Annotated in this window: 16 protein-coding genes; 7 read left to right on the top strand and 9 right to left on the bottom strand. The window is 31.9% G+C overall.

Annotated features, from left to right (window positions below; translation table 11 throughout):
• Positions 1–131 precede the first annotated feature (131 nt).
• Both ACOSP6_RS07380 and gcvT read left to right on the top strand, forming a co-directional pair.
• Complete coding sequence (locus ACOSP6_RS07380) at positions 132–3026, top strand: hypothetical protein (protein WP_422093654.1); 2895 nt, start codon at positions 132–134, stop codon at positions 3024–3026.
• 53 nt (positions 3027–3079) lie between these two features.
• Positions 3080–4162, top strand: a complete 1083-nt coding sequence (gcvT, locus tag ACOSP6_RS07385) for a glycine cleavage system aminomethyltransferase GcvT (protein WP_422093653.1) — start codon at positions 3080–3082, stop codon at positions 4160–4162.
• A gap of 79 nt (positions 4163–4241) precedes the next feature.
• Here the strand turns inward: gcvT and ACOSP6_RS07390 are convergent, their stop codons facing one another.
• Positions 4242–5936 (bottom strand): hypothetical protein, encoded by a 1695-nt coding sequence (locus tag ACOSP6_RS07390; RefSeq protein ID WP_422093652.1) that lies wholly within the window; start codon positions 5934–5936, stop codon positions 4242–4244.
• Positions 5937–6005: 69 nt separating this feature from the next.
• Entirely contained in the window at positions 6006–6566 is a 561-nt protein-coding gene (locus tag ACOSP6_RS07395) for a 1-acyl-sn-glycerol-3-phosphate acyltransferase (protein WP_422093651.1), read from the bottom strand.
• Positions 6567–6612: 46 nt separating this feature from the next.
• Here ACOSP6_RS07395 and rmuC point away from each other — a divergent pair, with 46 nt between their 5' ends.
• Positions 6613–7944, top strand: a complete 1332-nt coding sequence (gene rmuC, locus ACOSP6_RS07400; RefSeq protein ID WP_422093650.1) for a DNA recombination protein RmuC — start codon at positions 6613–6615, stop codon at positions 7942–7944.
• 292 nt (positions 7945–8236) lie between these two features.
• Positions 8237–10828, top strand: a complete 2592-nt coding sequence (locus tag ACOSP6_RS07405) for a starch-binding protein (protein ID WP_422093649.1) — start codon at positions 8237–8239, stop codon at positions 10826–10828.
• Between the two features lie 87 nt (positions 10829–10915).
• On the opposite strand, the gene glyA is transcribed toward ACOSP6_RS07405, so the two are convergent.
• The 3 genes from glyA to ACOSP6_RS07420 are packed head-to-tail and all read right to left on the bottom strand — an operon-like array spanning position 10916 to position 13688.
• Positions 10916–12190, bottom strand: coding sequence for a serine hydroxymethyltransferase (gene glyA, locus ACOSP6_RS07410; RefSeq protein WP_422093648.1), 1275 nt, complete (start codon positions 12188–12190; stop codon positions 10916–10918).
• A 26-nt stretch (positions 12191–12216) separates the two neighbouring features.
• A complete protein-coding gene (locus ACOSP6_RS07415; protein WP_422093647.1) occupies positions 12217–12525 on the bottom strand; it encodes an LETM1 domain-containing protein in 309 nt (102 codons plus the stop codon).
• Complete coding sequence (locus ACOSP6_RS07420; RefSeq protein WP_422093646.1) at positions 12525–13688, bottom strand: proline dehydrogenase family protein; 1164 nt, start codon at positions 13686–13688, stop codon at positions 12525–12527. The genes ACOSP6_RS07415 and ACOSP6_RS07420 overlap by 1 nt, the downstream gene beginning before the upstream one ends.
• A 101-nt stretch (positions 13689–13789) precedes the next feature.
• Between ACOSP6_RS07420 and aroB the strand changes: the two genes are divergently transcribed.
• Positions 13790–14848 (top strand): 3-dehydroquinate synthase, encoded by a 1059-nt coding sequence (gene aroB, locus ACOSP6_RS07425; RefSeq protein ID WP_422093645.1) that lies wholly within the window; start codon positions 13790–13792, stop codon positions 14846–14848.
• Here the strand turns inward: aroB and bshA are convergent.
• The 4 genes from bshA to dnaB all read right to left on the bottom strand — a co-directional run bounded on the left by bshA (position 14845) and on the right by dnaB (position 19882).
• Positions 14845–15966 carry an N-acetyl-alpha-D-glucosaminyl L-malate synthase BshA gene (gene bshA / locus ACOSP6_RS07430; protein ID WP_422093644.1) on the bottom strand — a complete coding sequence of 374 codons (1122 nt, stop codon included), beginning with the start codon at positions 15964–15966 and terminating at the stop codon, positions 14845–14847. The genes aroB and bshA overlap by 4 nt on opposite strands.
• 129 nt (positions 15967–16095) lie before the next feature.
• Positions 16096–16941 carry a transketolase gene (locus ACOSP6_RS07435; RefSeq protein WP_422093643.1) on the bottom strand — a complete coding sequence of 282 codons (846 nt, stop codon included), beginning with the start codon at positions 16939–16941 and terminating at the stop codon, positions 16096–16098.
• An 87-nt stretch (positions 16942–17028) separates the two neighbouring features.
• Positions 17029–18288 carry an asparagine synthetase B gene (locus ACOSP6_RS07440; RefSeq protein ID WP_422093642.1) on the bottom strand — a complete coding sequence of 420 codons (1260 nt, stop codon included), beginning with the start codon at positions 18286–18288 and terminating at the stop codon, positions 17029–17031.
• A gap of 73 nt (positions 18289–18361) precedes the next feature.
• On the bottom strand, positions 18362–19882 hold the full coding sequence (dnaB, locus tag ACOSP6_RS07445; protein ID WP_422093641.1) for a replicative DNA helicase: 1521 nt from the start codon (positions 19880–19882) through the stop codon (positions 18362–18364).
• 125 nt (positions 19883–20007) lie between these two features.
• On the opposite strand from dnaB, the gene ACOSP6_RS07450 reads away from it, so the two are divergent.
• Positions 20008–21081 carry a DUF3810 domain-containing protein gene (locus ACOSP6_RS07450; protein ID WP_422093640.1) on the top strand — a complete coding sequence of 358 codons (1074 nt, stop codon included), beginning with the start codon at positions 20008–20010 and terminating at the stop codon, positions 21079–21081.
• Positions 21078–21629 carry a hypothetical protein gene (locus ACOSP6_RS07455; protein WP_422093639.1) on the top strand — a complete coding sequence of 184 codons (552 nt, stop codon included), beginning with the start codon at positions 21078–21080 and terminating at the stop codon, positions 21627–21629. Before ACOSP6_RS07450 ends, ACOSP6_RS07455 begins: the two co-directional genes overlap by 4 nt.

The following is a 21629-nucleotide window of genomic DNA, read 5'->3' on the forward strand; positions in this document are numbered from 1 at the left end:
TTAAATTAATTTAATCAATAAAACTAAGATATTTAAATCAACAAAAAGAGCAATTATAGTTTATTAACATATTTTTATAACTACTATTTTTAGTATATTAATTGACTCAATAACCAAACTATAATACTACCATGAAATTTTTAAGAATCTTAAAAATTACAATTCTATTTATTTTAATCGGCATTCAAATTCATAGTCAAACAAACTACCAAGCTCCTACTCTTTCAGCTGGTTTAGACAATGTAACTTTTAAAAAAGGAACTTTGGATGTTGAATTGTTAGCTAAAATAATTTCAGAGAAGCAGAAAGAAATAGTTCGTGAAGGAATTAAAAGAATGATATTTGAGTACATTGGAGGCTCTAAACTAGATGATTATTCTCAATTTTACATTGAACGTGTTACTGAAATTTTATTTCAAGAGAAGAATCATAAAGTAATGACTAAAAGAATTTTAGAGGAGACAACGAATTACCTCTTTGTTCTTGGAATTACCAAATTAATTTTAGAAACACAAAACTCGGAGTTAAAAGAAATTTTTAGTCTTCCTGCTCAATCTAGTTTTGATGACATTGATGACATTGATTTAAGAAACAGAATTATTCAGTTTTCGCTTAGTATATGTTCAGAAGTACCATTTGTAAAAAAACTAGGTTTATTAAATAACTTCAACTACTTCGAGCACAGTAAAATTTATTATAAAGGGTTAATTAAAGAAGCCTTAAACGATTTAAAATCAAACAGTATTGATAAACTTTTTACTGGTCTGGGAAAAATAAAACCTGCCGATTTAACAAACATAAATTCCATTAAAGAAAAAATTTATGAGCTAAATAGAAACGCTAAGTTAGATTCTTTACAATACAATCAATGGAAAGAATTAAAGAATAGTTTAAATACAGATATAGACAACTTATTAAAGAAAATAGATTTAAAAAATAACGAGGCGGCTAAAGTTCTCATCACAAAACTTAAATCAGAGCAATTAAAAAACATCAATAAAAATATCTACTCAGTTGCTTTAAAAATAAAAAACCACATTACTAACTTACTGAATAACAGTAACGTTTTAAAAGATATTTTGAATAATAGTGGTATCGATTTTAAACAAACTAAGGAATCTTTTGAAACTATTTTACAGTTGTACGAAAAAAGCTTCAACAACTACTCTTATGAAGATTTAATCTTTAAGAATGTTGTTAAAAAATCAAACGTAATTGATACTGTGTTCATGGATTACATTGATAAAGAAATTGTAAACATCAGAGGTATCAAAGATCAAATAGAAAAGGAGTTTAATATTGAGCAGCTCACAGAAACACAGGAATTGTTAGAAAAACAAATTGACAGTATAAGTGAATATGCTCGTGTTATTAGAAACTTGGATATGCGAATTTCTGCCGAAGTCGGAACCTTCTCTATGTCTAATTTTATTAATCAGGAAAATTACACTTCACTTTTAAAAGGAATAGATACAACAAGCACAGAAACGGTAAAAAATGGTTTAAAGGAGAAACTGAATAACCTCAATGATGTGTTACAAACAGAAAAAAACAACCTTTACATCAAGAATGAAAATCTAAGTACTTTACTCTCTAAAATTGATTCAATAAAAAAAATCGACAAATTCGATTATGCAAAAAACATCTTTTCCGTAATTGAAGTTGAAGCAGAAAATATAAACGAGTTTTTTAACTCTGGAACTATTAAAGAACTTAGAGATAATTATATAAGAGTACGTGATTACTATAAGGTTCAAGAAATTCTACTTGATAATTGGGACAAAACCACAATAACTGTTAACCAAAACGAAAAACAAAAAAATCAGTTTATCGCAACCTTAAACCCTGTTACGAAAGAAGCACTAATGAATATACTCATTTCTGGAGTTAATTTACAGAAATTAGTAGCTAGCAGCAGCCTATCACTAACCCAAATTCAAAAATTAATTAATCATCTAACACTTTTAAAAGGTAAAATTATTGTAAATGGATATTCTAAAACCAATGGAGACGGACTTTTCTATATGTTAAAAGAATATTTAGTTAAGAATAAAATTTCATTGAATGATAATCAGAATTTAACAGATGAAGAACAAGCTACTTTAACTCAGTTAATGAGCTTTTTCCTTGATAGAAATCTAAAAAAGAAATTTTCTGACTTAGAAATCCTAAACACATTTGATAGTAATTTTATCGCAAAATTATTAGTAATATCAAACAAACTAAAAACAGGAACTGGTGATATAAACCTAAACAAATTTGTAGCAAGTTTAGAGTTTTCAATATCAAATTTAATCCTGCAAAAAGTAAATTCATCAAAGGCTTATCTTAAAATTCCAGATTTAGATAAACTTAAAAACTTCTTGAAGTTCATCGGTAATATTAAAGAATTAAACAAGGCAGAAACCTTTACTTTTCTTTTAAAAACTATGAACGATTATGCATATCTATTTGAAAATGCCAATAGTAATATTAAAATTATACCTGATTTAATTAACTCATTACGCGAATATTCTATAGTTGACTTAGATCAAAACATTATTGAAATAGACGTAGCCGCTGTACTAAATCATATTTTAGAGAAATATCAGAAAGAAAGGAAATGGAGTTTTTATGCAACTGTAGGATTAAATCAAAATTGGATTCCTAATGGATTTACAAATGATGGAAAAGAATATACAAACTTTAATTCTGCTTCAGAAAAAATAGGTGCTAAATATGTATTGTGGAATTTCGATGAGAAATATTTAGACCAAAATCGATTATACCACAAAGTAAAAAAGAAATCATTGGTATCTAATATTTACACAATGCCTTATGTTACAGGTCTTTTATACAAGATTGCTAACACCTCAGGAAATGGTTTCGATAGCGCTCAAATTGGTTTGGCAACAGGTTTAACTTTCTTTAATTCTTTAGATTTTAATGTAAGTGTTTCTGTTCCGTTTGAATCACAAGCTTTCGAAAATTACATCCTAGGTTTTTCATTTGACATTCCACTATCAGAATACTTAAAAAGATTATAGGTGTTTACAAAATGATTCAATATTTTTGACACATCATTAAACAAACAAATCAAATGAAAAACACTGCTTTAACGCAAGTTCATGAAGCTTTAGGAGCTAAAATGGTTCCTTTTGCTGGATATAATATGCCTGTTCAATACGAAGGAGTTAATGCTGAACACGAAACCGTAAGAAATGGAGTTGGTGTATTTGATGTAAGTCATATGGGAGAATTCTTCTTGAAAGGAGAAAATGCATTGGCTTTAATTCAAAAAATTACAACTAACGACGCTTCGAAATTAGTTCCAGGTAAAGCACAATACACGTGTATGCCAAATGCTGATGGCGGAATTGTAGATGATTTAATTATTTACATGATTTCTGAAACTGAGTATATGTTAGTGGTAAATGCTTCAAATATTGAAAAAGATTGGAACTGGATTTCTCAACATAACGATTTAAACGTCGAAATGGAAAATCGTTCAGAAGATTGGTCTTTATTAGCTATCCAAGGTCCAAAAGCTGCTGAAGCAATGCAATCGTTAACTTCTGTAGATTTATCGGCAATCAAATTTTACACTTTTGAAATCACTGATTTCGCAGGAATTCCTAATGTTGTAATTTCTGCAACTGGTTATACAGGATCAGGTGGATTTGAAGTATATGTGAAAAATGAAGATGTTGAGCAACTTTGGAAAAATGTTTTTGAAGCTGGTGCTGATTGGGGAATTAAACCAATTGGATTAGCTGCTCGTGATACACTTCGTTTAGAAATGGGATATTGTTTATACGGAAATGATATTAACGATACAACTTCTCCTATTGAAGCTGGATTAGGATGGATTACAAAATTTACCAAAGACTTTGTAAATGCAGAAGCTTTGAAACAACAAAAAGAAGAAGGAGTTTCTCGTAAATTAGTTGCGTTTGAAATGACTGAAAAAGGAATTCCTAGAAAAGATTATGAAATAGTTGATACAGAAGGTTCAGTTATTGGTAATGTAACTTCTGGAACAATGAGCCCTAGTTTAGGTAAAGGAATTGGTTTAGGATATGTAACTATTGAAAATTCGAAAGTAGACTCTGAAATTAAAATTCAAATTCGTAAGAAGCAAGTAGCTGCTAAAGTGGTAAAGCTTCCGTTTTATAAAGGATAAGAGAGAATCAAACTTTATTATAAATAAAAAACCTACTTCTTAAAGTAGGTTTTTTTTGTTATATACTGTAATTAGAATATTACTTTTTTTGTAATAAAGCCTCTAATTTAGCTAATCTTTCTTCTAAAGATTTTAGTTGCTTATTCTCTTCTTTCAACTTCTTAATTTCTTTTTCTTGTTGAATTGTATACAATGTTAATTCTTCTACTTTTTCTAAAAGCTTTTTATTCATATCTCCTAATTCAACACCATTCTCTTGAACTTCTCTAGCAGAAGGAATATTTGCTAAATGACCTTTTTCTTTAATTTGCTTTTCAACTTCTTCTAAAGTTGGTAATTGATAATCGTTGGCAAATACATAATCTGGCCATGCAGATTGTAACTTAACTGTTACTTTCTCTGCTATAATACCTGTTGAACCCGCAACAGCTAAATTATATCCTTTTGTATCTCCAGTTCCAATACCAACATTATTATTTACAAATAACCTATTACTATCTAATTCCATTTTAGCACTTGTGCCTAAGTTAGCATTTGAGTTTAAATACCACCTGTGGTGAGTAACAGCTTTATTATACAACGTACCATCGCTTTCCACTCCAAAACCATACATATTACTTGCGCCAAGCCTATTTCCGTATAAAGAAATAACATCTCTTAACTCGTTTGCAGAACCTGATTTACCTAAACTAATAGTTCCGGATGAAAGAATGTTTCCAGTAACCTCTAATTTTTCAATTGGTGATGTCGTTCCAATACCAAAATTACCACTATCTCCTCTAAGCGTCATTCTAGTATTTGTTCCTCCTGTTCTGAAATGGATAGCATGATTTGTTAAGGTACCAAAATAGAAACTTTGACCTTTTACCATAAATTCATTAGTATCTATTCCAATTCCTAATGAAGAAGTACCAATGAGTAAAGCAGATTTGGTGAGGTCACTACCTCCAATTGTACTAGGACTTACTATTTGTAACTTTGCTTCTGGAGAATTTATACCTATACCTACATTACCTCCAAAATAATTTTTAGCATTTGTAGTACCAGCATATAAGTCGTATCTATTAGTTACGGTTGCCTTATTATAGCCACCTGTATTAATTCTAACCCCATAAATATTATCTATTGAGGTACCTTCTATATTATCCAAAACTTGTGCTTCAACGGCAACAGCATTATTTATACGTGCGCCTGAAGAAGCCTGATAGATACCTGCCCTAGCCCAAATACCGTAATTACTTTTTAAAGTTCCTTGAAATTCTGTCTTTAAAGAATAAGCACTTGCATCAACTCCTATTTTATATCCAGAATCAGTAACACCTGGTGCAACTGAAAAATACCCCGCATGCGCATAAATAGCTTTATCATGACTTGTAACATCTGATGTAGCTGTAGTAGGTCTAGTAATAATGATTCCATTTTTACTTATATCTCCTGCAGAGGTAGGATAATTTACATGTAATTTACCTAAAGGATTCGTAACCCCGACTCCAACATTACCATTAAAAACTGCTTGTTTCGCAGTTAAAGGTAAATTAATTTTAAATCCATTATCAGCTAATATACCTGCTTCCATTATGGTAGTAGCGCTTAATCCAGAACCAAATCTAAGTCTAAAAATATTTTCATCAGCCTCTAAAAAATTTGTAGAATTTGATGAAGAAGAAACTTTTAAAGTTCCATTAACCGTTAAATTTCCGTTTACAGTATCATCTTGAGCTTTCACAGCAAAACTAAGTCCTAGTAGGACAATCATTGCAATTTTTGTTTTCATTTTATAATTATTTAATTCTCTTAAAAGTGGGGCAAAAATAGCGCTTTATTTTAAAAGAAAAAATTAAGATTATAGTAAGTTTTTATTGTTAAATAACTCAGGCTTAGCAGGTACTATGTCTTTATAAAAATCTAAAAAATGATTAAAGTCTTTTTCCATATCATTCGTTAGATAATAAGGATCTGCCACTACAATTTGTTTATTTTTAAAATCAAAGGCAAACATTACAATCGGCACATTTGTACCTTGAGCTATATAGTAAAATCCAGTTTTCCATTTATCTGTATACTTTCTTGTTCCTTCAGGAGACAACGCCAAACGAAACTCATCTTTTTCATTAAAAATAGAAACAATAGCATCTACCAAATTTGTACTCTTACTTCTATCAACAGGAGTTCCTCCCAATTTTCTGAAGATAAAACCAAAAGGTGGTTTAAATAAAGATGCTTTCCCTATATAATTTATCTTAATTCTAGTTACTGTTCTTGCTAAAATTGCAATAGGAAAATCTTTCCAACTTGTATGGGGTGCACCAATTACAATATACTTTTTAAGTTCTGTTGGAAAATTACCTACTAACTTCCAACCTAATAAGGTATGAAAGATAAATTTCGATAAGCTATGCATCATAAATTGACTTTAAAACGGTAAATTTAGGGTTTTAATTTTTTATCGAATGTCAGATCAATTGCTATATATCTTACTTACTGGTTTCTTGGGAATTACTTTAGGTTTTCTTATTGGTTATATCATACAAAAAAACAAAGCAAGTGTTTTAGAAAAGGATAATTCTAGCTTATCTGAAAGAAATAACATTTTACAGGAAAATAAAAAAGAAGCTGAAAATGCTATAAATGAATTGAAGGAAGAATTAAAATTTATTCAATCTGAAAAAGAGAATTTAATAAAGACTAATACCGAACAAGATGTTCAGTTAAAAAACCTGAATACCAAACTTGAAGAAAACAAAAAAGAAATTGAAGGACTTCAAGAAAAATTTACCAAAGAGTTTGAAAATCTTGCCAATAAAATCTTAGAAGAAAAATCAAATAAGTTTACTGTTCAGAATAAGGAAAACATTAAAAATATTCTTGATCCTTTAGAAAAGAAAATAAAGGATTTCGAAGAAAAAGTAGATAAAACACACAAAGAAAGTATTGATTATCACTCAGCACTTCGCCAGCAAATTCTAGGTTTAAAGGAGCTAAATGCACAAATGAGTAAAGAAACTTTAAATCTTACAAAAGCTTTGAAAGGAGATAGTAAAACTCAAGGAAACTGGGGAGAATTGGTGTTAGAACGTGTTTTAGAGAAATCAGGTTTAGAAAAAGATCGTGAGTATTTTGTGCAGCAATCTTTCACAAACGAAGAAGGAAAACGAATTTTACCTGATGTTGTTATTCATTTACCTGATAACAAAAAAATGATTGTTGATAGTAAAGTTTCTTTAACTGCTTACGAACAATTAGTGAACTCAGAAGATGACAACGAAAAAGAACGTTTACTAAAAGAACACACAAATTCTTTAAAACGGCATGTTGACCAACTTTCGGAAAAAAAATATGAAGATATTTATAAAATAGAATCTCCAGACTTTGTTTTGTTATTTGTTCCGATAGAACCAGCATTTGCAGTAGCATTAAATGAAGACAATACACTTTACAACAAAGCATTTGAGAAAAATATTGTAATTGTTACTCCTACTACTCTATTAGCTACTTTACGTACAATTGATACTATGTGGAATAACGAAAAACAACAACGTAACGCTATAGAAATTGCACGCCAAGCCGGAGCTTTATACGATAAGTTTGAAGGTTTATTAAAAGACTTAATCAACATTGGAAAAAAAATAGATGCTACAAAAAGTGACTACAGTTTAGCCATGAACAAACTTGTAGAAGGTAGAGGAAACTTAATTACAAGTGTTGAAAAACTCAAAAAAATGGGAGCTAAAGCTAAGAAGGCACTACCCGAAAGTATAATTGAAAGAGCCAGCGAGGATTAATTCTCTTTCTTATCAAAATCGTAATCTACAACGGTATCGAAATACTAAAAACCACAATTTGGTAGTAAAATTTTACAGTTAATTCAACGAAACTTTACGAAATCGATTTATTTATTAACACGAAATCGATTTAGTTAACTCCACTTTTTTTTCAATTAAACAATTCGCAATAAATTCGTTTTTAATTAATGAATTATTCATTTTTTAACGCTTTAAAAACAAAATTACAACCAAATTAAAAAAAGCGTACCCAATTTTCTTTTAACCTTTCAAACCAAATAACTTAATTACAATGAAACAAACCCTAAAAAGATTTCAATTAGTGTTGCTATTCATTTTATCATTAAATGTAATAGCTCAAGATGAAGATGTGCTCTTCCAAGCCTTTGATTGGAATGTGCAAAATCAACCAGCAGGCCAAACTTGGTTCAATGTTGTTACACAAAATAGTAGCGAACTAAGTAGTGCTGGATTTGATATGATTTGGCTACCTCCAGTTAGCGATTCTGGCGCTCCTCAGGGATATCTTCCTAGAGAATTGTATAATTTTAATAGTGCCTATGGAACTGAAGTACAACTTAGAAATTTGATAGAAACCTATCATAATGCTGGCGTTAAAATTATCGGTGATATTGTTATAAATCACAGAGTTGGTACTAATGACGCCGTGACTTTCACAAATCCTGCTTGGCCAACTACTTTTATTACTGCTGATGATGAAGGTAGAAATTTTGTTAATTTTCCTGTGGAGTTTAGTATCAATGGAGATTATTTTCCCGGAACAGCACTAAAAGCAGATGGTTCAAATGGAACATATGGACCCGCGAGAGATCTTGATCATTACAATCCTGCTGTGCGCGAAGAAATTAAAAACTGGATGAACTTTCTAAAGAATGATTTAGGCTTTGATGGTTGGAGATATGACTTTGTTCATGGTTACGATCCTATATTCAATAAAGAATATAACGACGCTACAAATCCATATTTTGCTGTTGGAGAATTATTAGAAAGTAGCAGAGTTCAAACCAATAACTGGGTTAATTTCACACAACAATCTTCTTCTGCTTTTGACTTCAACACAAAAGTTACATTACAAAATGCTTTTCGAGATAATAACCTTTCTTATTTAAGAGATGGTGGTGGAAATCCCTCAGGAATGATTGGAATCAATCCTACAAAATCAGTAACTTTTTTAGATAACCATGATACTGGAGCTGCACAACAATGTTGCGGGCCTGGATATGTTTTTCCTGGTGGAGAAACTAATTTACGCAAAGGATATGCTTATATTTTAACACATCCGGGAAATCCAATGGTATTCTGGACTCATTATTTCGACACTGGAATAGGTGTAAGAAATGCAATAAAAGATTTAATTGCTATTAGAAAAGATGCGCGAATTTTTGCAGGATCATCTATTAATATTGTTGAGGCGAGAAATGATTTATATGCTGCATACATCGACGGGAGAAATGGGACTATTGCTATGAAATTAGGAAGTGGAAACTGGGCTCCAAACGGAACTGGATGGGTTTTAAGAACATCTGGAACTGATTATGCTGTTTGGACTCAAGGTGGAACTCCTCCTCCACCTCCTACACAAGTTGAACCATTTACTGTGAACTTCAAAAAGCCAAATTCTTGGAGTAATAATGTAAATGTATATTTATTCGACTCTTCTACAAATGCGATTATTCCTGGTACAGCAGGTTGGCCAGGACAGTCAATGACAAATATTGCTGGAACTCCTTGGTATTCATTTAATGTAAATCCTCCTTCTGGAGTTGCTGCACAAAATATAAGAGTGATTTTTAATGATGGTAATAACCAAACTGACGATTTAAGTAGAAGTTCAGACGGTTGGTACAATAATGGAACTTGGACTAATTCTTGCCCTTCAAATTGTACTAGTACCCCTCCGCCTTTATCAGGAAATATTACATATCATTTTAAAAAACCGAGTAGTTGGAATACAAATATAAATGCATATTTCTTTGACGCATCAACAAATTCGACTATTTCAGGAACGCAAGGATGGCCAGGAGAACAAATGTCAAATATTTCTGGAACTCCTTGGTACAAATACACTTTAAATATAACTTCTGGCACTACTCCTAGTAATATTAGAGTCATCTTTAATGATGGATCAAATCAGACAGATGATTTAGCAAGAGGAACAGACGGTTGGTATGATAATGGAACTTGGACAAATGATTGTCCATCTGATTGCACAAATACCCCGCCACCATCTAGCACTACAGCAACAATAAACTTTTTAAGAACATCTTCTTGGGGAAATACTGTAAATGCCTATTTATATAATAAAACTTCGAATACAACACTATCAGGAACTCCTGGTTGGCCAGGACAACAAATGAATAATGGTGTGAATTGGTCTACTTATACATTTACAATTCCAAATGGAGTTGCATCAAATGATATTGGTGTTGTTTTTAATAATGGAAATGGACAGCAAACAGTTGATTTAACAAGAGGAACTGATGGTTGGTTCAGAATTACAGGAAGTAGTAATGGAAAATCTACAGGCGTTTGGTCAGATAATTGCCCAACAAGTTGTACTTCATCAAGAGGATCGATAGACGCTTCTTCTGAGTTGTTAATATTAGATAATGTTTCAATTGCTCCTAACCCAATAAAAAATAGATCAAATCTTTACATTTCGACGAGTAGAAAAGGAATCTTAAAAGTTAGCATCTCGAATATCTTAGGTCAAACTAAAGTAATTTTTAATGGTGAAAAAAACTCAGGAAATCACCATATAGAATTATCTAAAGATGATTTTGGAGCGAAGGGCATTTATATCATAAATTCAACATTAAACGATACTCCAATTTCAAAACCTATAAAAGTTATAAAACAATAAAATAGTTCGTTTTATATTTAAATTAATCCCCAAAAAAACCGGTAGTTTTGAACTACCGGTTTTTTCATTTTTATCTTAATAAGAGTCTTACATAACAAATAATCTTCTTTGGTGCATTAATTCATACACTTTTTCTCCGATTGCATGTAATTTCTCCTCATTATCTGCATTTTGAATTGCTTCATCAATAAGAGCTACAACAGATTCCATATCTTCCTCAACTAAACCTCTAGTTGTAACAGCTGGAGTTCCAACTCTAATACCAGAAGTTACAAATGGTGATTCAGTATCAAAAGGAACCATATTTTTGTTTACTGTAATTTCTGCTTTTCCTAAAGCTATTTCAGCATCTTTTCCTGTAATATTCTTATTTCTAAGGTCGATTAACATCATGTGGTTATCTGTTCCTCCAGAAATAATATCGTATCCTCTTTTTACAAAAGCCTCTGCCATCGCTTGAGCATTTGCTCTTACTTGTATTTGATATTCTAAGAATTCATCCGTTAAAGCTTCACCAAAAGCAACTGCTTTCGCAGCAATTACATGCTCTAAAGGCCCACCTTGATTACCTGGGAAAACTGCTCCGTTTAATAACGTAGACATTTTCTTTAATTTTCCACTCTTTAACTTTAATCCAAATGGATTTTCAAAGTCTTTACCAATCATAATCATACCACCTCTAGGACCTCTTAAAGTCTTGTGTGTAGTTGTTGTTACAATATGACAATGTGGTAACGGATCATTTAAAATTCCTTTAGCAATAAGTCCAGCTGGATGAGAAATATCCGCCATTAAAATAGCTCCAACACTATCTGCAATCTCACGGAAACGTTTAAAATCCATATCTCTTGAATAAGCAGATGCACCCGCAATAATTAATTTTGGTTTGTGCTCTTGCGCTTGTTGGTTTAAGTGATCATAATCAATTAAACCAGTTTCCTTGTTTACACCATAAAATACTGGATTATATAATTTTCCTGAGAAGTTTACTGGTGAACCATGAGTTAAATGTCCACCGTGTGCTAAATCAAAACCTAAAATTGTATCACCTGGTTTTAAACAAGCAGCAAAAACAGCTGTATTTGCCTGACTTCCAGAATGAGGTTGCACGTTTACGTATTCTGCTCCGAATAATTCTTTAGCTCTATCAATTGCGATTTGTTCAACTACATCTACAATCTCACATCCTCCGTAATAGCGTTTACCAGGATATCCTTCTGCATATTTATTAGTTAAAATAGAACCTTGAGCTTCCATTACTTGCTCACTAACAAAATTTTCTGAAGCAATCAACTCTAATCCATTTAGTTGACGCTCTTTTTCATCTCTTATTAAATCAAAAATTTGATGATCTTTTTGCATTGTGTGTTGTGTTTTTGTTCCCAGTTTTACTCTTCTGGGGTATTAAATTTCTCTGAATTATCTTTTCTAAATGAACTTGGTAAAATTGTGGGTATCAATTTTATAAGCAAAGGTAATAAAAGTGCACCTCCTGGTAACATAAAAACTGTAAAAGCAGGAACAGCTTTACAGATATCTAATGTTTGCTCTTTTACCTTAGCTTTTTCTTCCTCTGTTAGATTGGTTGTTATCGATTTTTTCAATAAAAAAACAAGCTCTTTACTTTCTGCTAATTCTTCCAGTAAGCGAGCTTTATTTTTCTGTAATAGTAACTTTATTTCCTCAACAGAGTTCATTATAACTTTCTACGTTTCTTTTCAGTTTTGATAAGGTTTAACTCTCTTGAAGTTTGTCCTTCAACAGAAGTATTCTCCTCTGCTCTACGAATTAAATATGGCATAACATCTCTAACTGGTCCAAATGGAACATACTTAGCAACGTTGTATCCTTCCTCTGCTAAATTGAAACTAATATGATCGCTCATTCCATATAATTGACCAAACCACATTCTTTTGTCATTCTTCTCAATATTATACTTCTCAGCCAATTCCATTAATAAATAAGAACTTTCTTCATTATGAGTTCCTGCAAACAAAGCCATATTTTTATGCTCCATCATATATAATATTGCTTCATTATAATTAGCATCTGTAGCTTGTTTATTTTTACATATTGGTGAAGGATAGCCTTTTTCTTCAGCTCTTTGACGTTCTTTCTCCATGTAGGCTCCTCGAACCACTTTCATTCCTATATGAAAACCTTTTTGATGTGCTCTTTGATGAAGAGATTTTAAATACTCCATACGATCATGGCGATACATTTGAAGTGTATTAAAAACAATGGCTTTTTCCTTGTTGTAAGTCCTCATTAATTCTTCTACCAAATCATCAGCGGCATCTTGCATCCAACTTTCTTCTGCATCAATTAACAAAGGAACGTCTTTATCAAAAGCTAGTTTACATACTCTATGAAAACGTGCCTTTACTCTCTCCCACTCTGCAACTTCATCTGAAGTTAATTCTTTTCCCTCTCCAATTTTTTGATAAAGAGCGAAACGTCCAAAACCAGTTGGTTTAAAAACTGCAAAAGGAATCGAATCTTTTTCCTCTGAAAATTGAATGATTTTTACAATTTTTTCAACAGCACTATCAAAACTCTCCTCTTCTTCTTTACCTTCAACAGAATAGTCTAATACACTATGTACATTTCCCGCCTCATACATTTTCTCGATATTAGGAATACAGTCTTCCTCTGTAACCCCTCCACAGAAATGATCAAAAACTGTAGAACGAATAAGTCCTTCTACAGGTAAATGTGCTTTTAAAGCAAAATTGGTAACAGCCGTACCAATTTTCACCATTGGTTGACTTTGAATTAATCGAAATAAAAAATAAGCCCTTTCTAACTCAGAATCAGACTTTAACTTAAAAGCTACTTCAGTATTCTCAAAAAGTTTCATGAATAATAATTACACGTTTATTCTTGAAAGACAAATATAGAGGAGAACAATGAATTTCTTTTATAATTTCTATTTATTTTTACAGCTTATTTTAAGATTCAATGGAAACCATTCAGGCAATAACATATCCAGTTCATTTTAATGAAAAAGCATACTTGGAATTAGCTACTTTGATAGAAAAGAATTCTTATTCTTCTATTTTTATTTTAGTAGATGATAATACCTTAGAATGTTGTTATCCTCGATTTATTCAAAATTTACGAACTACTACTCCAATTGAAGTAATTCAAATTGAACCTGGAGAAGTTCATAAGAATATTGAGACTTGTGTTGGTGTTTGGAATGTAATGACCGAGTTAGGAGCCGATAGAAAAAGTTTGCTTATAACTTTAGGGGGCGGTGTAATTACAGATTTGGGAGGATTTGTAGCATCAACTTTTAAACGTGGAATTGACTTCGTAAATATTCCTACAACTTTACTTTCTATGGTGGATGCTTCTGTTGGAGGAAAAACAGGTATTGATTTAGGTGTTTTAAAAAATCAGATTGGAGTTTTTGCAAATCCACAAATGGTATTAATTGATCCCGAATATTTACATACGCTTTCTGCTAGAGAAATTAGGTCTGGAACAGCAGAAATTATTAAATATGGAATGACGCATGACATTCATCTATTCAATGAAATTAAAGATAATTCTGAATTGAATATTATTGATTTAATTCATCGTTCAATAGAAATTAAAAACGAAGTAGTAACGGCTGACCCAAAAGAAAAAGGACTACGAAAAGTATTAAATTGGGGACACACAATTGGTCACGGAATTGAGTCTTATTTCTTAGATAATCCTAATAAGGAAAACCTTACCCACGGAGAAGCAATTGCCATTGGGATGGTTTGTGAAGCTTTTATTTCTCATAAAGAACTTGACTTCGACTTAGACAAAGTGGATGAGATAAAACAAGCGATTATTGCTATTTATGGAAATATCGTTATTTCTGAAGAAGATATTAATCCAATAATTGAACTATTAAAGCACGATAAGAAAAACGAAGCTGGAGTTGTTAAGTTCGTTTTATTAAAAGATTATCAAGATTTTGTAATTAATGCAGAAGCTTCTGAAAGTTTAATTCGAGAAAGTATCAAATACTACCTTTCTTAAAAACAGGCATTATAAATATTTTCATACTGCGGTAATACTTTTTCTAGAGAAAAGAGCTTCGTATGTTCTTTCGCATTTCTTTTCATTTGTAGGAGTTTAGTATCATCTTTTAGAATAGCTATTGCATGATTTGCCATACTCTCAACATTTCCTAAATCAGCGAGAAAACCTGTTTCACCATGAATATTTACCTCTGGAAGTCCTCCTCTATTTGAAGAAATAACTACAGTATTTGCCGCCATTGCTTCTAAAGCTGCAAGCCCAAAACTTTCTGTTTCAGATGGTAATAAAAACACGTCTGAATAACATAGTAATTTAGCTACTTCATTACTATTTCCTAAAAATAATACTTTATCAATAATACCTAAATCTTCAACGAGTTTCTCCGCTTTAGATCGTTCTGGTCCATCTCCTACCATTAATAATTTAGCAGGTAATTCTAGCTGAACTCTATTAAAAACTTCAACAACATCTAGTACTCTTTTTACTGGTCGGAAGTTACTTATATGAATTAAAATTCTTTCGCCTGGTGCTGCAATTGCTGCTCTTTGACATTCTTCTTCATCAGCCATTTCGTATTTTTTACCATCAATAAAATTATAAACAACTTTAATATCTTTTTGAATGTTGAATAGACGTAATGTATCTTCTTTTAAACTTGTGGAAACTGTTGTTACTTCATCAGATTGGTTAATACTAAACTCGACTGCTGTTTTATAACTTGGGTGACTTCCTACTAAAGTGATATCTGTACCATGTAAAGTAGTAACTACCTTTACTTTTATTCCTTTTTGAGCAAGCATTTGTTTTGCCATGTAAGCAGCATATGCGTGAGGAATAGCATAATGCACATGTAAAACTTCTAATTGATATCGTTCGACAACTTCAACCATTTTTGTTGATAGTGCCAACTCATAAGGTTGATATTGAAAAAGTGGGTACTCTTCTAGAGCAACTTCATGAAAATGCAAATTGTAAGAAATAAAATCTAAACGAACTGGTTGATTATAAGTAATAAAATGAACCTCATGTCCTTTATTTGCTAATGCCATTCCTAGTTCAGTTGCGACTACTCCGCTACCCCCAAATGTAGGATAACATACAATTCCTATTTTCATTTGTATATTAATTTGTTCGATTTTGACGTAAAAATACGTTTTTGTTTACGCTAGGATGTTAATATTATTAAAAAAAGAAACGCTGTAACATATAAGTAACAGCGTTTCAGAATATTATTTCAATGTTTTTTAATAATCTCCTAAAGTAGCAGGATTTTGCTCTAAGGCAGTAGCTAACTGCTCATCGTTCGGAGCTTTTCCGTGCCATGCATGAGTATGCATCATAAAATCAACACCATTACCCATTTCTGTGTATAATAAAATACAAACTGGCTTTCCTTTACCTGTTCTAGACTTAGCTTCTTTTAAACCATCTAAAATCGATTCTACGTCGTTTCCTTTCTTAACTTCTAAAACATCCCATCCAAAAGCCTCAAACTTGGCTTTTAGACTTCCCATTGCGAGAACATGATCCGTTGTACCATCGATTTGTTTCTCATTAACATCTACAGTAGAGATTAAGTTGTCAACCTTTTTAGCAGCAGCATACATTGCAGCCTCCCAAATTTGACCTTCTTGTAACTCTCCATCACCATGTAACGAGTACACTATTTTATCATCTCCATTAAGTCTTTTCGCTTGAGCAGCACCAATAGCAACACTCATTCCTTGACCTAAAGAACCAGAAGCAATTCTGATACCTGGTAAATGTTCGTGAGTAGTTGGGTGACCTTGTAAACGAGAATCTAATTTTCTGAAAGTAGCTAATTCTTCAACTGGGAAAAATCCACTACGAGATAAAACACTGTAATAAACAGGTGAGATATGTCCGTTTGATAAAAAGAACATATCCTCATTCTTACCATCCATATCAAAATCAGTGCTGTAATCCATGATTTCTTGATATAAACAAGTAAAAAATTCTGCACATCCTAATGATCCTCCTGGGTGACCAGAATTAACAGCATGTACCATACGTAAAATATCTCGGCGAACTTGTTGTGTAAAGTCTTGAAGTTGTTGTGTTGTTGGCATTTTGTTTTGTTTAATACCCGCAAAAATACAAAAGTGTTCGAAATGTAAATATGTAAAACCTGCTTTTAATGAATAGTTATTAACATATTAGGTTTTCTGCTTTTTCTTTTTAGCCGCTGGAAATAATACATTATTCAAAATTAAACGATATCCCGGTGAAGTTGGGTGTAAATCTAACTCGGTTTTTGGGTCACCTACTCGATGTCTATAGTCTTCCGGATCATGACCTCCGTAAAAGGTAAACATACCTTTTCCCTTTGTTCCATGAATATAACGTGCCTCTGAGTTTGTTGTATTTTCTCCTAAAACCATTACTGTTGACTTTACATTACTTCTGTCAAAAGAAGTGGTTTGTCCCATGAAAGCTTTTACTACCTGTGTGTGATTTTGACATAACATTGTTGGAACTTGATCCCATTTTGCCGAAAATTCTTTTAACACAAAATAATCAGATTCTTGTCGGATTCTTCTTTTACGAGTCATATCAATCGAAGAAAACTCATACGTAGTTGGATTTCTAATTAATTCAAAATTGGTAAAAGCAAAGGTTTTATTAAAATCTAATTTAGATTGATAGTTTGGCTCTGATGGATCGCCATCAAACATCGTCTCACAAATGTCAACACCATCAGCAGACAGCGCTATATCAAAACTATCAGTTGCAGAACACATAGCAAACATAAACCCGCCACCTACGACATAATCTCTGATTTTTAAAGTGACGTCTCTTTTGGCTTCTGAAACTTTTGAATACCCTAATTTGGTGGCTAATGCTTCAGCATCTTTCTTTTGTTGAATATACCAAGGAGCAGTTCTAAATGCTCCGTAAAAACGACCATACTGACCTGTAAAGTCTTCATGATGTAAATGCAGCCATTCATAAAGTAATAACTTATCATTTAATACTTCTTCATCATATACAACATCAAATGGAATTTCAGCATAAGTTAAAACCATCGTTACAGCGTCATCCCAAGGCATTTTATCTTTTGGTGAGTACACGGCTATTTTAGGAGCCTTCTCTAAAGTAACAGCCTCTTGATTCTTACTTGGAGAAGAAATCTCTTCTAAAATTAATTGTGATTTAGCATCGGAGATTTCTTGATAAGAAACTCCACGAATTTTACATTCATTAACAACAGCCTCATTGTTTTCAATTAAAAAAGCACCTCCGTCATAGTTCAATAACCATTTTGCCTTTAAACCATTTTGTAATGCATAATAAACAATACCATATGCTTTTAAATGATTCTTTTGATTATCATGACTCATTGGTAAATAAATAAACGACGCCCAAATGGTCTTTGAGAAAAATATAAATGAGAGTAAAAAAATGTATTTCTTCATATTGAAAACTAAAATACACAATTACTAGGAAGCAATTGTGTATTTAATATATTTTTAAGAATAGTTTTATCGATTAAAATGGAACATCATCATTAAAATCATCTTGAGATGGTTCTGGTGATCCGAATGCATCTTCTGCTGAAGGTAAACTATCTGAAGCAAAAGAGTTCATACTAGATTGGAATTCACTGCTAAATCCTTCCTCTAAATCTGAGAATTTTGCTAAGTGACCTGTAAACTTTAAACGAATATTATCCAATCCACCATTACGATGTTTTGCTACGATAAATTCTCCTTGACCTTCACATGGTGTATGATCATCATCATCCCATTCTGTCATTCCATAATATTCTGGACGGAAAATAAACGATACAATATCCGCATCCTGCTCAATCGCTCCAGATTCACGAAGATCGGATAATAAAGGACGTTTACTTCCTCCTCTAGTTTCAACCGAACGTGATAACTGAGATAAAGCAATTACAGGAACATTTAATTCTTTTGCTAAAGCCTTTAGGTTTCGAGAAATCGTAGAAATCTCTTGCTCACGGTTTCCTCCTGCTCCACCTGCAGTCATTAACTGCAAGTAATCAATAATTAAAATTCGAACATTATGTTGAGACACTAAACGACGTGCTTTTGCTCTTAAATCAAAAATAGATAATGCAGGAGTATCATCAATAAAAATAGGTGCGTCAGAAAGCTTTTTCACCTTCACATTTAATTGCTCCCATTCATGTGGTTCTAAGTTTCCTTTACGAAGCTTCTCAGATGTTAAACCTGTTTCAGAAGAAATCATACGTGTAATTAACTGTACAGATGACATCTCTAATGAGAATACAGCTACAGCATGATTAAAATCAATCGCCATATTTTTGGCCATAGAAATTACGAATGCCGTTTTTCCCATACCAGGACGCGCCGCAATAATAATTAAATCCGTTGGTTGCCAACCTGAAGTTAATGCATCTAACTTTGTAAATCCAGTAGCCAAACCACTCATTCCTTCTTGGTTCGAAATTTCCTGAATTTTATTGATTGCTTGTTGAACTAAAGAACCTGCTCCTTCTGCTCCTTTCTTTAAGTTTCCTTGTGTAACTTCAAATAATTTCCCTTCGGCTTCGTCTAATAAATCAAAAACGTCTGTGGTTTCATCATAAGCACTTTCAATAATTTCGGAAGAAATAGAAATCAATCTACGTTGAATATATTTTTGAAGAATAATTCTAGAGTGAAACTCAATATGTGCAGAAGAGGCTACTTTCTGCGTTAAGTTTATAAGGTAAAAATCACCACCAGCTATTTCTAGTTTTCCTTCACTTCGTAATCTGTGCGCTACAGTTTTTAAATCAATAGGTTCTGAATTCTGAAACAATGCATAAATGGCTGCATAAATTTCTTGGTGACGCTTATCATAAAAAGCTTCTGGATGCAAAATATCAATCACTTCATCGATACCTTTTTTATCAATCATCATCGCTCCCAAAACAGCTTCTTCTAAGTCTAATGCCTGTGGTGGTAACTTTCCTTTTTCTAAATTTATTATTCTAGATTTATCGATCCTTGTTCCTCTTAAACTTTGCGTTCTCTCCATATGGGCAAAAGTAAATTTTTCATTGATAATTATACTAGCTTCTTTGGTTTTTCTTTTTTCACAAAAATGTAAACAAAATTGTTATTAGTCTGTTAATAACATTATATCTTCCTATTTTTGGTACAATGAAACCTACTAAAAAAACTGTTTTTATTGCTATTTTATTGCCTTTTCAGGTGGTTTTTGTGAATTTAATTAGTAAAAATCCACAATTTGTTGAGCGTTATTATTCTACTGGGATATATCCTTATGTATCACGCTTCTTTCGCTTAATCTTTGGTTGGTTACCTTTCTCCGTAGGAGATATTATTGGTCTGATTTTAATTTGTTTACTTGTATTTGAAATCTACAAACTATTCAAAAACAGATTTCGTAATTTAACTAAAAAACTGATACGATTAACTGCTTTTTTATCTATTCTTTACTTTTGTTTTTATTCTTTTTGGGGTCTCAATTACTTTCGTGAACCATTAGCTAAAAAATTGCAGTTACAATCTTCTCAATATTCAACTGAACAACTAAAAACTGTTACCGTTTTTTTTCTTAAAAAGCTGAATGATATACAGGTTAAAATTACAGGTAATGACACTATAAAAGTTAATGTTCCTTATTCTAACTCAGAAATTTATGATAATGTAAAGGATGCTTATGATAACTTAAGCAACGAGTTCCCACAACTTAATTATAAAAGCGAATCTATAAAAAGCTCTGTTGTAAGTCTATTTCAATCCTATAACGGAACATCTGGGTATTTAAATCCAATTACAGGAGAAGCACAAATAAATAGTATGATTCCAAAAGCAGGAATGCCCTCAACGGCTTGTCACGAAGTTGCACATCAAATAGGTTGGTCTGCAGAAAACGAAGCTAATTTCGTTGGATTTTTGGCAAGTATTTCAAGTAACGATATTTATTTCAACTATTCTGGCTATCGAATGGCTTTACGCTATTGTATAAGAGAGCTAAGGAAACGAGAACCTGAATTATACAAAGAATTTTGGTTTAAAATTAATAAAGGCATTAGAAAAGAGCTAAAAGATAATTACGATTTCTGGAAACAATATGAAAACCCTATCGAGCCTTATCTTAAAAAAGGTTATAACTCTTATTTAAAAGCAAATAATCAATCTAAAGGAATTGAATCTTACAGCTATGTTGTAGATTTGTTAATCGCTTATACAGAACAAAAGAATTTATGAGATTTTATTACACTTTATTACTAATTGCGTTGCTAACTGTTAGTTCATGTAAATCAAATAAACTTTCAGAAGAATTTAAATGTACTTCTCCAGAATTTACCAATTTGGAAGAGGTAACAGACTTTAAGAAAAACTTTACGTTTGAAGTTCCAAAGCACTGGAAAACAAATTTATATTACGACGATGCTGTTTCTTCAATTTACACAGCAGACACAACAGTTAGTATCAAAGAAACAGTGATTATTGATGCTTCGTTTATTCTAAACCCCATTGAAATTGATAGTGAGTTCATTGCTAAAATTAAAAATGAGAATAAGTCAGGAGAATTGAATGAACTCATTTCTAAACAAATAAAGTTTTTGAATAATGATGCTTTCTACAATTATGTCGAAGGTAAAAAAGGAAAATACACTTATCACCTTTTAAATGTTTTTACAAAAGCTAATCTAGGGTTTATGCATATTAAAACAGAAATATATGGAGATTCCCTTGTCGATCAGCGCTTATGTAAAGCTATAAATTTGATAGACAAAATACGTTTGAAATAA

Source organism: Tenacibaculum sp. MEBiC06402, from assembly GCF_049239625.1.
In the GTDB taxonomy this organism is placed as follows: Bacteria; Bacteroidota; Bacteroidia; order Flavobacteriales; family Flavobacteriaceae; genus Polaribacter.